13 protein-coding genes and 1 tRNA gene are annotated in these 12396 nt (G+C 56.6%); 10 read left to right on the top strand and 4 right to left on the bottom strand.

Annotated features, from left to right (window positions below):
* Positions 1-13: 13 nt before the first annotated feature.
* Genes yidD through rpmH form a run of 3 tightly spaced genes read right to left on the bottom strand, consistent with a single transcriptional unit; the run spans position 14 to position 808 of the window.
* Entirely contained in the window at positions 14-235 is a 222-nt protein-coding gene (yidD, locus tag WNY39_RS07290) for a membrane protein insertion efficiency factor YidD (protein ID WP_342844935.1), read from the bottom strand.
* The gene (gene rnpA, locus WNY39_RS07285; RefSeq protein WP_341233856.1) at positions 232-648 is read right to left on the bottom strand and encodes a ribonuclease P protein component; all 417 of its coding nucleotides are present in this window, start codon (positions 646-648) and stop codon (positions 232-234) included. The genes yidD and rnpA overlap by 4 nt, the downstream gene beginning before the upstream one ends.
* Positions 649-673: 25 nt before the next feature.
* Positions 674-808, bottom strand: coding sequence for a 50S ribosomal protein L34 (rpmH, locus tag WNY39_RS07280; protein ID WP_184562158.1), 135 nt, complete (start codon positions 806-808; stop codon positions 674-676).
* Between the two features lie 304 nt (positions 809-1112).
* Between rpmH and WNY39_RS07275 the strand changes: the two genes are divergently transcribed.
* The 4 genes from WNY39_RS07275 to WNY39_RS07260 all read left to right on the top strand — a co-directional run bounded on the left by WNY39_RS07275 (position 1113) and on the right by WNY39_RS07260 (position 4815).
* Positions 1113-1847: a VTT domain-containing protein gene (locus WNY39_RS07275; protein WP_342844934.1), complete on the top strand. Its 735-nt coding sequence runs from the start codon at positions 1113-1115 to the stop codon at positions 1845-1847.
* Positions 1844-3262: an FAD-dependent oxidoreductase gene (locus WNY39_RS07270; RefSeq protein WP_342844933.1), complete on the top strand. Its 1419-nt coding sequence runs from the start codon at positions 1844-1846 to the stop codon at positions 3260-3262. The genes WNY39_RS07275 and WNY39_RS07270 overlap by 4 nt, the downstream gene beginning before the upstream one ends.
* A 12-nt stretch (positions 3263-3274) precedes the next feature.
* A complete protein-coding gene (locus WNY39_RS07265) occupies positions 3275-4660 on the top strand; it encodes a HAMP domain-containing sensor histidine kinase (protein WP_342844932.1) in 1386 nt (461 codons plus the stop codon).
* Between the two features lie 78 nt (positions 4661-4738).
* Positions 4739-4815, top strand: a tRNA-Arg gene (locus WNY39_RS07260).
* Between the two features lie 90 nt (positions 4816-4905).
* Here WNY39_RS07260 and WNY39_RS07255 read toward each other — a convergent pair.
* Entirely contained in the window at positions 4906-5772 is an 867-nt protein-coding gene (locus WNY39_RS07255) for a MurR/RpiR family transcriptional regulator (RefSeq protein ID WP_342844931.1), read from the bottom strand.
* A gap of 115 nt (positions 5773-5887) precedes the next feature.
* On the opposite strand from WNY39_RS07255, the gene WNY39_RS07250 reads away from it, so the two are divergent.
* The 6 genes from WNY39_RS07250 to WNY39_RS07225 all read left to right on the top strand — a co-directional run bounded on the left by WNY39_RS07250 (position 5888) and on the right by WNY39_RS07225 (position 12392).
* Positions 5888-6637, top strand: coding sequence for an N-formylglutamate amidohydrolase (locus WNY39_RS07250; protein WP_342844930.1), 750 nt, complete (start codon positions 5888-5890; stop codon positions 6635-6637).
* Positions 6634-7155: a TRAP transporter small permease subunit gene (locus tag WNY39_RS07245; protein ID WP_342844929.1), complete on the top strand. Its 522-nt coding sequence runs from the start codon at positions 6634-6636 to the stop codon at positions 7153-7155. The genes WNY39_RS07250 and WNY39_RS07245 overlap by 4 nt, the downstream gene beginning before the upstream one ends.
* Positions 7145-8470 (top strand): TRAP transporter large permease subunit, encoded by a 1326-nt coding sequence (locus WNY39_RS07240; RefSeq protein WP_342844928.1) that lies wholly within the window; start codon positions 7145-7147, stop codon positions 8468-8470. Before WNY39_RS07245 ends, WNY39_RS07240 begins: the two co-directional genes overlap by 11 nt.
* Before the next feature lie 69 nt (positions 8471-8539).
* Positions 8540-9577: a TRAP transporter substrate-binding protein gene (locus WNY39_RS07235; RefSeq protein WP_341233864.1), complete on the top strand. Its 1038-nt coding sequence runs from the start codon at positions 8540-8542 to the stop codon at positions 9575-9577.
* Between the two features lie 73 nt (positions 9578-9650).
* On the top strand, positions 9651-11012 hold the full coding sequence (locus WNY39_RS07230) for a glutamine synthetase family protein (protein ID WP_342844927.1): 1362 nt from the start codon (positions 9651-9653) through the stop codon (positions 11010-11012).
* Positions 11013-11015: 3 nt separating this feature from the next.
* Complete coding sequence (locus tag WNY39_RS07225; protein WP_342844926.1) at positions 11016-12392, top strand: aldehyde dehydrogenase family protein; 1377 nt, start codon at positions 11016-11018, stop codon at positions 12390-12392.
* Positions 12393-12396: the final 4 nt, after the last annotated feature.

Here is a 12396-nt window from a genome sequence, read left to right as displayed (position 1 = left end):
GGCCAACAGGCAGCTAGTCCGGCACGTTATCAATGCCGCTGCCACCCCACGGATGACAGCGTGCAATACGGCGCAGGGCAAGCCAGCCGCCTTTGATGCCGCCATGTTTGTTTAAAGCTTCAAGCGCGTAGGCGCTGCATGTCGGCTGATAGCGGCAGTTTTGGCCAATCCACGGGCTGAAAACCAAGCGGTAAACATGCACCGGACCAGCAAGAATGCGCGCCAATACTGTCATTTGGCTTTGCCGTGTAGGATGTTGAGCGCTTTGATGAGATCGGCCTGAAGCTGCGAAAAGGGAATGCTGGCGGTCGCGCCCTGCCGCCCGATCAACACGTAGTCCATCCCGTCGCGACCGTGGTCCGGCAAGGCCAAGCGGGCAATTTCGCGCAGACGGCGTTTGGCGCGATTGCGCGCGACGGCATTCCCGACCTTTTTCGAACAGGTGAACCCGACGCGGACGCCTTCGGCCTCGTCTGGGGCGCGTTTGCGCATCTGCAGGATAAATCCCGGCATGGCGACGCGGGGCGATCTGGTGGCCCGTTGAAAGTCGGGCCTGTTTTTGAGGGTGGTCAAACGCAAAGAAACCGCCGGAAGCGGTTCCCGTTGGGCGGCGTTGGTGCCATCCATGGGTGCTTCCGACGGTGTCATAATTGCAAAGTCCTGAAAGCGCGAATTACGCGCTCAGTTCTTTCCGGCCTTGGGCACGGCGCGAGTTGATGATCTTGCGACCCGCTTTTGTTGCCATACGTGCACGGAAACCGTGGCGCCGCTTGCGCACAAGGTTTGAAGGTTGAAAGGTGCGTTTCATCGCTCCGGCTCCACTTAATACGTTAGATCAACACCAGATTCGGCGCATCACTGTCAATTCAAGCCCTGCCTCTAAAGCTGCTGCGCCCGCAAGTCAAACCCTTGAGACGGCAAATTTGGCGAAGCTGCAATAAAAACGGCGATTTTTCCCGCCGACTGTTTCAATAAGCTATCATAACCTTGGTTTTCTGCAACATACAGGGGTTTGCGATCAAGCGCGCGTGATGCCTCTGTCTGACAACGGCGATGTGGCCCATCTATAGGGTACGCGGCCACATTGACCGACATAGAGGGCGACCCGAGACATGGCAGATCAGACAGACAACAAACCCGCATGGCTTGGATACCTGCCAATCGCTGTGATCGTTCTTGTGGCAATCGTGGGCTTTTTCACGCTGCGTGATTACCTGACCTTTGAAACGCTGCGCGATAATCACGAGGCATTGATCGCATTTCGTGATGCGCATTACGTGCTGACTGTCCTTGTCTTCATCGCGACCTATATCCTGATTGTGGGGTTTTCACTGCCGGGGGCCGGGATCACCACCATCACGGGGGGGTTCCTGTTTGGTACCTTCTTTGGTGTGCTTTTTAACGTGACAGGGGCCACCCTAGGGGCCGTTGTGATTTTTCTGGCCGCGCGGATGGGCTTTGGCGAAAAGCTCAAGGCGCGCATGGATGCGTCAGAGGGTATGGTGCGTAAAATTAAGGACGGGATCGATAAAAACCAGTGGTCAATGTTGTTCTTTATCCGGTTTGTACCTGTGGTGCCGTTTTTTGTCGCCAACCTGATCCCTGCGTTTCTGGGCGTCATGCTGTACCGTTTTGTAATCTCGACATTTCTGGGAATTATTCCCGGGTCATTGGTCTTTACGTCGATCGGCGCGGGGCTAGGTACAGTGTTCGCCCGTGGTGAGACACCGAATTTCGGCGTCATATTCGAGCCATATGTTTTGCTACCTATTCTCGGCCTCGGTGCCTTGTCGCTTCTTCCCGTAATACTGAAAGCCGTCACTGGCAAAAAGGAACTGCTGAAATGAACCGTATTAAAACCGATCTTTTGATCATTGGCGCAGGTTCTGGCGGGCTGTCTGTTGCGGCGGGGGCCGCGCAAATGGGGGCGGATGTTGTCCTGCTTGAGGGGCACAAAATGGGCGGCGATTGCCTGAACTACGGCTGTGTCCCCTCAAAAGCGTTGATCGCGACGGGTAAGGCGGCATACGGCCAGCGGCATTCGGAACAGTTTGGCGTGACCAACGGCGCGGGCAATGTGGATTATGCAGCGGCCAAAGACCACGTGGCCGATGTGATCGCGCAGATTGCCCCCGTCGACAGTCAAGAACGGTTCGAGGGGTTCGGGGTCAACGTGATCCGTGAATTCGGGCGCTTTATCTCGAAGGATGAGGTGCAGGCCGGTGACACGATCATCAAGGCGCGCCGTATCGTGATTGCGACCGGGTCGTCCCCCTTGGTGCCGCCGATTCCTGGGTTGGACAAGACCCCGCACGAGACGAACGAAACCCTGTTCGATCTGCGCGAGAAACCCGATCATCTGTTGATCATTGGCGGCGGACCCATCGGCATGGAAATGGCTCAGGCACATATTCGCATGGGCTGCCAAGTGACGGTGATCGAAGGCAGCAAGGCGCTGGCCAAGGACGATCCCGAAACGGCTGCAATCGTGCTTCAATCGCTGAAAGACGAGGGCGTTGAGATTGCAGAAGATGCTGAGGCATCCGAGATCAGCGGTGATGTCGGTGCGATTGTGGTGAAATCTAAGGATGGCCGCGTGTTCAAGGGCTCGCATCTGCTCGTCGCTGTTGGGCGCAAGACGAATACAGATAGGCTGGACCTGGACAAAGCCGGGGTCGAACCCACCAAGAACGGCATCAAGGTGGATGCATCCCTGCGCACGACGAATCGCAAGATTTATGCGATTGGTGACGTGGCAGGTGGCATGCAATTCACCCATGTCGCGGGCTATCACGCTGGCGTTGTGATTAGATCACTGATGTTTGCGATCCCGTCCAAAGCCAAGACCGCGCATATCCCTTGGGCAACATATACTGACCCCGAATTGTCTCAGGTCGGCCTGACCGAAGCGCAGGCCAAAGAAGAGCACGGCGACAAGGTCGAGGTGGTACGCTTTCACTATAATCACAACGACCGCGCGATTGCGGAGCGGAAAACCAAGGGGTTTATCAAGGTCATGGTGGTTAAAGGCCGGCCCGTTGGCGTCAGCATTGTCGGCTATCAGGCGGGCGAGCTGATCAACCTGTGGGCATTGGCACTGGCAAATAACATGAAAATGAGCCAGATTGCAGGCATGGTTGCACCGTACCCCACGATTGGCGAAGTCAATAAACGCGCGGCAGGGGCCTATTTCTCGCCGCGGCTGTTCGAAAGCGATCTGGTCAAGACCGTCGTGCGATTGGTGCAACGGTTCATCCCCTAGGGCACGCCGCGCATGTTGAAATCCTTTTCAGGCCGATTGCTTATTCTAACCACCGTCTTTGTGATGTTGGCAGAGGTTCTGATTTTCGTCCCGACCATCGCGCGGTTCCGCGAAGAATACCTGATGAACCGGCTTGAACGGGCGCAGATTGCATCGCTGACGCTGCTGGCCAATGACATGATTGATCCCGCGCTCGAGGCCGAGCTGTTAAGGACCGCCGAGGTGTTCAACGTGGTGTTGCGGCGCGACGAGGTGCGGCAATTGGTGCTGTCATCGCCCATGCCGCAGTCGATTATCAACACCTATGATCTGCGCGATTCTACGCCGCTGATTTTGATCAGGGACGCGTTCATGCAATTGGCTGATACGCGGGACGGTGTGATCCGGGTGATCGGTGCGCCGGTTCAGGATGCGGGGAGTTCGATCGAAATTACCATGCAGACCGTGCCGCTGCGCGACGCGATGATTGATTATGGGCTTCGCATTTTGCTGCTGTCTGCCGTGATCTCGATCATTACTGCATCGTTGCTGTTCGTCGCGTTGCGGGTGTTATTGTTGAAACCGATCAAGGGCGTCGTTGGCCATATGCAAAACTATGCGCTGGCCCCCGAAGACGCCCGCCGCATTATCACGCCCTCGGCCGGTGTGACCGAGGTCCGCGAGGCCGAGGAAGCCTTGATGAAGCTTGAGACGGAGCTGACCCAAGCTTTGCGCCAGAAAGAACGTTTGGCGCAGTTGGGGCAGGCGGTCAGCAAGGTCAGCCACGATTTGCGCAACATCCTGACCACCGCGCAGCTGTTTACCGACCGTATCGAGATGTCCGAGGACCCCAGCGTGAAACGGATGGCCCCCAAGCTGGTCAGCTCCATCACCCGTGCTGTGCATCTGTGCGAATCAACGCTGGCCTTCGGTAAGGCCGAAGAACCCAGCCCGACACTGACGGTCACCGCATTGGATCACATCATCCAAGATGTTGTTGAGAACGAGCGTCTGGCCGCTGATGGGGCTGATATCAAATTTGTGATGGATGTCCCCGAAAACCTGAAAGTTCGTGCCGACCCTGAACAGTTATTCCGTGTGCTGTCTAACCTGACACGCAACGCCCGTCAGGCGATTGCCGCCACAGGGCAGGGCGGAGAGATTCGTTTAACCGCCACGGATCAGCCCGGATATTGGGTGATTGATGTCCAAGATGACGGCCCCGGCCTGCCGCCAAAGGCGCGCGAGCATCTGTTCACAGCCTTTCGGGGCGGCGCGCGCAAGGGCGGCTCTGGCCTTGGCCTTGCCATCGCTGCCGAATTGGTGCGCGGCCATGGTGGTACGCTTGAACTAAAGGAAACCGGCGCATCGGGGACCGTTTTCCGCATATCGCTGCCCAAAGGCGATGGCACGTTCTAGGTCAACGGCAGGAAATTGCAATTCAGGCCAAACAAGGGGTTGCAAAGCTCTGCGCCCAGAACTAAACCGCGCCGTAGTGCACCCGTAGCTCAGCTGGATAGAGTACCTGACTACGAATCAGGGGGTCAGAGGTTCGAATCCTCTCGGGTGCACCATTATTCTCTCAGCTATATCCCGCCTTCTTGGTATGATCCGAAGGCACGAGCGGATTCGTAATTCCCCGCTCCGTCCACGACTGGGCGTGATCAGTTGCTGCGAAAGATTCGCGACTCACCGATCATCTGTTCAAGGGCTGCAATGCGGTCTGCACTTTGATCAGAGCTGCGCAGCTGAATCTCAGCAACCAGTGCTTCGATCAGGAAATTGATCGCAAGGGTCGAATCCCAGCTCGACGGGACTTCGACCATTGAGCGAAAACAGAACCGCGCGTGTTTTTCGATGGGCGACCCCCATGCGTCGGTGAACAGCACAATGCTTGCCCCCTGTTTCACGGCAAGATTGGCCAGTTTTTCCAGCTCTTTCTCGTAACGGCGGATGTCAAAGATCACCAAAATCGCACCGGCATCCATATCCAGCAAGGATTGCGGCCAGACGCTTGGCGATGAATCCAGCAGCGTCACCTTGGGGCGGATGATTTGTAGGTGGTTAAAAAAGTAATGCGCGTTGGACCGCGTGATACGCCCACCCAATAAATAAAGGCGATGGGCGGGGTCCGACAGCACTTCGGCGACCTGATTGAATTCTGCCAGATCAAGGCGGTCTAGTGTGCGGTTGATGTTGTCGGACACTGCCTCGATAAACCGCGAGACCATGTGATCGCGGCTGTCAGTAGGGGCCACGGCATCCAGCTTGGCCAGTGGTTGCTTCATCCGCGCGCCGATTTCCTCGCGGATGGCGTCTTGCATATCCGAGAACCCGTCGAAGCCCAGTTTGCGCGCCAATCGAATAATGGTGGGCGATGACACCTCGGCGCATTCGGCCAACCGGTTGATGGATTGCAGGCCGGTCAACAAGGAATCGTCGAGCAGAACAGCGGACAATTTGCGCTCTGCTGCCGTAAGCTCTGTCTGCTTTTCTTTTAGCAAATCGCGGACGAGTGCTTTTTTGTGCAAAAGCTGTTCCTTTCGGTACAGAAATTCTGTGTATGAAGCAAAGGTTACAGGAAAATTCTTGACAGGCTAGAAAAATCTGTAGTGATGGGGGCCAGTCAAAAAGGATATTTTCGTTTTGAGCAGCGATTGGACAGCGGCGCGGGTGATTGGTAGCAGCGGGCAGACCCCGGTGTTGTTGATATGCGAACACGCATCCAATTTTATCCCTGATACGTTCGATTTGGGGCTTAGCGCAGATGCGCAGGCGTCCCATGCTGCGTGGGATATTGGTGCGCTGGATGTCGCGATTGAACTATGTGACGCGCTTGATGCGCCATTGGTGGCCGGCGGTGTTTCGCGCCTGATCTATGATTGTAACAGGCCCCTTGCTGCGCCGGATTGCGTTCCGGCCCGCAGCGAAGTTTTCGATATTCCGGGGAATGCGGGCCTGTCCGAGCAGGGAAAACAGGACCGGTTTGACCAAGTGCACACACCGTTTCACGACGCCGTGGATAAACAGCGCGCCCGGATGGCACCGCAGCTGGTCGTCACCATTCACAGCTTTACCCCGATCTATAACGGCAAAAAGCGCGAGGTAGAGTTGGGGTATCTCTATCACTCTGATCCCTCGGCTGCCCAAGCGCTTTTGGCGCAAGAACAGGCGCAAGGCACTTATCTAGCAGCGTTGAACGAACCTTATGCAGCCACGGATGGTGTGACCTATTCCCTTGAGAAACACGGAGAGGCGCACGGTGTGCCAGCCGTGATGATCGAAATCCGAAATGACCTGATCGATACCGGACCAAAGGCAAAAGCAATGGCGCAACATCTGGTTGGATCGCTTACCGCCGCGTTCCCCTCTCTTTTCCACGAGGCTGATAAATGAACGCCATGCGCAAATATATCTCGGTTGTGGATGGGTTTAACCACGGGCTGGGCCGTATCGCGATGTATGGCATCTTTGTCCTGATGGGCATTTTGCTATGGTCGTCCTACAATAAGACCTTTGCATCACCCCAGCTTTGGACGCTGGAAATGGCGCAGTTTGTCATGGTGGGCTATTACATTCTGGGCGGCCCCTACGCGATGCAAATGGGCGCGAACGTGCGGATGGACCTGTTCTATGCCGAACTGACCCCGCGCAAAAAGGCGTGGACCGATTGCATTACTGTACTGTTTTTGCTGGCTTATCTGTTCATCCTGCTGTGGGGCGGAATCGAATCCACGATGTATTCCTTTAAATACGGTGGCGAACGGAGCCCGACGGCGTGGCGCCCCTATATGTGGCCGGTCAAGGTAACCATGTGCATCGGCATATCGCTGATGTTGCTTCAAGCTGTCTCTGAGCTGTTCAAGGACATCCTTTTCCTCAAATCCGGTGAGGACACACGCGATGCCCTATGAACTGATCGCCATATTGATGTTTTCGACCATGATGCTGATGCTTCTGACGGGGCAGCGGGTGTTTGGTGCCATCGGTTTTGTCGCCGTGATCGCTGCGCTGTTTTTATGGGGTGACAGGGGCGGCTATGACATCGGGTTTTCAGCCGCGATCAAGCTGATGCGCTGGTATCCGTTGCTGACCCTGCCGATGTTCATCTTCATGGGCTATGTGCTGTCCGAGTCTAAAATCGCGGATGACCTCTATAAGATGTTTCACGTCTTTATGGGCGGCGTGCGGGGCGGGCTGGCGATTGGGACAATCGGTCTGATGGTGCTGATTTCCGCCATGAACGGGTTGTCTGTTGCGGGGATGGCGATTGGTGCAACGATTGCGCTGCCTGAATTGCTGAAACGGAATTATGACAAGCTGATGGTGACGGGTGTCATTCAGGCCGGGTCAAGTTTGGGCATCCTTGTGCCGCCATCCGTGGTGCTGGTGCTATATGCGATGATCGCGCGTCAGCCGGTGGGGCAATTGTGGCTGGCGGGGGCCATTCCGGGGCTGATGATGGCGACGATGTTCATTATCTATATCGCCATTCGCTGCCGGATTAACCCAGAGCTTGGGCCAGCGCTGTCGCCCGAAGAACGTGATGTCGGTTGGCCCGAAAAGCTGCGCCTGCTGCGCGCTGGGCTGCTGCCAGTGGTGATCTTTGCCGTGATGATGGTGCCCTTTGTGAACGGGTGGACATCGCTGGTCGAAAGCTCGGCCATTGGGGCCATCGCCGCCTTTTTGGCCGCGATCCTTAAGGGGCGTATGACACGGCAGGTATTCGAGACATCGGTGCGTCAGACCCTTGCGATTACCTGTATGTTCATGTGGATCATTTTGGCGGCGCTGGCGTTTGGTGCGGTGTTTGACGGTCTGGGTGCGGTCAAGGCGATTGAAAACCTGTTTACCGAACAATGGGGGCTGAACCCTTGGGTGATCCTGATCCTGATGCAGCTGTCATTTTTGGTCATGGGCACCTTTCTGGATGACACAGCAATGCTGGTTATCGTGGCCCCGCTGTATGTGCCGCTGGTTGGCGCGTTGGGCTTTGATCTGGTGTGGTACGGCGTGCTATACACGATCACCTGTCAGATCGCTTATATGACGCCGCCGTTTGGCTATAACCTGTTCCTGATGCGGGCCATGGCCCCGCCCGAGATTACGATTACAGATATCTACCGTTCCATCATTCCGTTTGTGGGTGTGATGATACTGGCCTTGGCCGTTGTGATGCTGTTCCCGCAGATCGCCCTTTGGCTGCCCAATTACGTTTACGGCAAGTAACCGAATTAACCACCACGTGGCCGGGTGAACCGGCCCTTGAAATCCGAAACCCGACAAGGAGTATGTCACATGACAACCAGACGTAAGTTTCTTAAGGGGGCCGCAATTGCAGGTCCCGCAGCCATTGCCACACCGTCGATCCTGCATGCGCAGGAACCGATCCGCTGGCGTTTTCAAACCTATGCCGGTGCGGCACTGGGCGAAGAAGTAACAAAACCCGCCATCGACGCCATCAATGCTGCGTGTCAGGGCGAGCTTGAGATCGAACTGTTCTATGCAGACCAAATCGTTCCCACGGGCGAGCTGTTCCAGGCGTTGCAGCGCGGCACCATCGACGGCGTGCATTCGGATGATGATTCCATGGCGTCGCCAACACCTGTGCGGTCCTTTGGCGGGTATTTCCCGCTGGCGACCAAGCACGCGTTGGACGTGCCTGTGCTGTTCAACCAATACGGTCTGGCCGATATCTGGCGTGAAGAATACGCCAAGGTTGGCGTGCATTGGCTGTCCGCTGCGGGTCAGGATCCGTGCAACTTTAACACCGTTAAACCGATCACATCGCTTGCCGACATGGACGGTCTGAAACTCTATACCTTCCCAACTGCTGGCCGTTTCTTGTCGCAGTTTGGTGTTGTGCCGGTGAACATCCCCTATGAGGACGCCGAAGTTGCCGTTCAAACAGGCGAGCTGGACGGTATGGCATGGTCAGGCATCACCGAAGACTACACCGTGGGCTGGGCAGATGTGACCAATTATTTCTGCACCAACAACATTTCGGGCGCATGGATCGGGTCGTTCTTTGTCAACGCCGAGAAATGGGCAGAGCTGCCTGATCACCTGAAACAGATCGTGTCCTCGGCCATCGAGGCAAGCCACACCTACCGCAACCAGTGGTATTGGGGCGGCGAGGCGCGTCTGCGCGCATCTGGCGAAAAGCTGGAGCTGACATCGGTCCCGCAGGAAGAATGGAAGGTCGTCGAAGAGGCAGCCGTCAAGTTCTGGGACGAGATGGCCGAAGAAGGCGAAACAGCCGCGAAGATCGTTCAGATTTTCCGCGACTACAACGAAGTGACATCGAAAGCGGGCCCGCCCTATACCTTTGGCTGATCCGCGATAAACTTATGATAAATGGGGCGGCGCGGTTGTGCCGCCCTCACACATGCAAAAGGAACGTCTGCACATGGGCAATTTAACATTCGATACGCTCAGGGAAATGGCCGATAACGGCGAGGTTGATACCGTATTGGTGGCCCTTGTCGATATGCAGGGCCGTCTGATGGGCAAGCGCTTCCACGTCACAAATTTTATCGAGCATTCCCATGCCGAGACCCACTGCTGCAATTATCTGCTGGCCACCGATCTGGTGATGTCCACGCCCGAAGGGTTCGCATCGACCAGTTGGCAAACCGGCTATGGTGACTATGTTTTGCGCCCCGATCTGTCGACGATGCGGCAGGTGCCGTGGTTGGATAAAACCGTATTGGTGCTGGGCGATGTGCTGGATCACCACACCCATGAACCTGTGCCTCATTCGCCGCGTTCGATGCTGAAAAAGCAGATCGCGCGGCTGGATGCCTTGGGCTTTGACGCGATGATGGCGACCGAGCTTGAGTTCTTTTTGTTCGAGGGCGATTACCGCACCCTTCAGAAAGAGAAATACGCAAACCTCGTGCCGCTGAACGGCCATAACGAGGATTACTGCCTGTTCCAAACCTCCAAAGAGGAAGCATTCTTGCAGCCGTTGCGCAATCATCTGGTTGCCGCTGACGTGCCGATTGAATGCACCAAGGGCGAGGCCGAAACCGGCCAGCAAGAGCTGAACATCCGCTATGCAGCGGCTCTTGATTGCGCGGATAATCATACGATTGCGAAACAGGCGACCAAGGAAATCGCCTTTCAGCAGGGGTTTTCGGCGTCGTTCCTGCCAAAATGGGCACCGGACAAGGTCGGGTCGTCCAGCCACGTGCATATGTCACTGTGGAAAGACGGCACGCCTGCATTTTTCGACAAAGACGCCAAGCTGGGCATGTCCGAACTGATGGGCCATTTCATGGCGGGTTTGATCAAATACGCGCCTGATTTCACCTATTTTCTGGCCCCCTATATCAACAGCTACAAACGCTTTGCCAAAGGCACCTTTGCGCCCACGAAAACGGTTTGGTCTGTCGATAACCGCACCGCCGGTTTCCGGCTGTGTGGAGATGGCACCAAGGGTATTCGCGTTGAATGTCGCATCGGCGGGTCGGACCTGAACCCCTATCTGGCGCAGGCTGTTTTGCTGGCGGCGGGCCTCAAGGGGATCGAGGAAAAGCTGCCCCTGCAAGAACCGACAATGGGCGATGTCTATGAAGACGCAAGCGTCACGGAAATCCCGCGTACCTTGCGGGCTGCGACCGACACTTTGCGCAACTCTGCTATGCTGCGCGAGGCCCTTGGCGACGACGTGGTTGACCATTACACCCGCGCAGCTGAATGGGAGCAGGAGGAATACGACAAGGTCGTAACCGACTGGGAAATTAACCGCGGATTTGAGCGAGCATAAGCAATGACAAAGACCCTGAAATGTATCTCACCGATTGACGGATCGGTTTATCTGGAACGCCCTGTCCTGTCGCTGGATGCTGCGCGCGACGTCTGCGCACAGGCGAAATCGGCGCAAGTTTTGTGGGCGGCACGTCCGCTGACTGAGCGCATTGATCTGGTGCGCGCCGCCATCGCCGAGGTTGGCAAAACGACAGACCGCATGGCAGTTGAACTGGCCCATCAAATGGGCCGCCCCGTCCGCTATGGCGGTGAGTTTGGCGGCTTCAACGAACGTGCCAGCTATATGGCCGACATCGCCGAAGAGGCGCTGGCCCCGATGATTATCGAGGACAGCGAAACAGCCACCCGCAAGATCACCCGCGAGGCGCGCGGCGTGGTGTTGGTCGTGGCCCCTTGGAACTACCCTTACATGACGGCGATCAACACCGTTGCCCCTGCGTTGATCGCGGGCAACACTGTTGTGCTGAAGCACGCCACGCAAACCTTGCAAGTGGGCGAACGTCTGGCCGAGGCATTCCACGCCGCGGGTATTCCCGAACATGTATTCCAGAACGTGTTTCTGGATCACGACACCACGTCGGCCCTGATCGCTGAACGCCAATTTGGTTTCGTGAACTTCACTGGTTCCGTTGGTGGCGGCAAGGCGATGGAGGTCGCCGCAGCAGGCACATTCACCCCCGTGGCGACTGAATTGGGCGGCAAAGACCCCGGTTACGTGCGCGCTGATGCGAATGTGGATGCGGCGGTGGACGGGTTGATGGACGGCGCAATGTTTAACGCGGGCCAATGTTGCTGCGGGATTGAGCGGATTTACGTGCATGAAAGCCTGTATGACGCATTCGTAGAAAAAGCCGTTGCATGGGTAAACGCCCTGAAACTTGGCAACCCGTTGGAGCAGGAAACCACCATCGGCCCAATGGCCAACGTCCGCTTTGCCGCCGAAGTCCGCGCGCAGATCGCCGAGGCTGTGGCGGATGGCGCGACCGCGTTGATCGAACCCTTTGCGCAGGATGACGGGGCCGCCTATCTGACGCCGCAAATCCTGACGAACGTGAACCACAACATGCGCGTGATGCGCGACGAAAGCTTTGGCCCCGTGGCTGGCATCATGCCGGTCAAGGATGACGCCGAAGCGATTGCGCTGATGAACGACTGCCAGTTCGGGCTGACCGCTGCGATCTTTACCAAAGACGCGGATGCCGCTGACGCTATCGGTGCGCAACTGGAAACCGGCACTGTGTTCATGAACCGTTGTGATTACCTCGATCCCGCGTTGTGCTGGACGGGCTGCAAAGACACCGGCCAAGGCGCGGGCCTGTCCGTGCTTGGCTATCAGGCGCTGACGCGTCCCAAATCTTACCACCTTAAAAAGGCTTGATCCT

The sequence above is a fragment of the Sulfitobacter sp. AS59 genome (genome assembly GCF_038899995.1).
Lineage (GTDB): Bacteria > Pseudomonadota > Alphaproteobacteria > Rhodobacterales > Rhodobacteraceae > Sulfitobacter.
This window is presented reverse-complemented; position numbering and strand designations above follow the sequence as displayed.

What these genes read in the sequence shown, in the direction of transcription:
- yidD (WP_342844935.1), bottom strand. Translation starts at nt 235, where the DNA reads ATGACAGTATTGGCGCGCATTCTTGCTGGTCCGGTGCATGTTTACCGC.
- rnpA (WP_341233856.1), bottom strand. Translation starts at nt 648, where the DNA reads ATGACACCGTCGGAAGCACCCATGGATGGCACCAACGCCGCCCAACGG.
- rpmH (WP_184562158.1), bottom strand. Translation starts at nt 808, where the DNA reads ATGAAACGCACCTTTCAACCTTCAAACCTTGTGCGCAAGCGGCGCCAC.
- WNY39_RS07275 (WP_342844934.1), top strand. Translation starts at nt 1,113, where the DNA reads ATGGCAGATCAGACAGACAACAAACCCGCATGGCTTGGATACCTGCCA.
- WNY39_RS07270 (WP_342844933.1), top strand. Translation starts at nt 1,844, where the DNA reads ATGAACCGTATTAAAACCGATCTTTTGATCATTGGCGCAGGTTCTGGC.
- WNY39_RS07265 (WP_342844932.1), top strand. Translation starts at nt 3,275, where the DNA reads ATGTTGAAATCCTTTTCAGGCCGATTGCTTATTCTAACCACCGTCTTT.
- WNY39_RS07245 (WP_342844929.1), top strand. Translation starts at nt 6,634, where the DNA reads ATGAACGCCATGCGCAAATATATCTCGGTTGTGGATGGGTTTAACCAC.
- WNY39_RS07240 (WP_342844928.1), top strand. Translation starts at nt 7,145, where the DNA reads ATGCCCTATGAACTGATCGCCATATTGATGTTTTCGACCATGATGCTG.
- WNY39_RS07235 (WP_341233864.1), top strand. Translation starts at nt 8,540, where the DNA reads ATGACAACCAGACGTAAGTTTCTTAAGGGGGCCGCAATTGCAGGTCCC.
- WNY39_RS07230 (WP_342844927.1), top strand. Translation starts at nt 9,651, where the DNA reads ATGGGCAATTTAACATTCGATACGCTCAGGGAAATGGCCGATAACGGC.
- WNY39_RS07225 (WP_342844926.1), top strand. Translation starts at nt 11,016, where the DNA reads ATGACAAAGACCCTGAAATGTATCTCACCGATTGACGGATCGGTTTAT.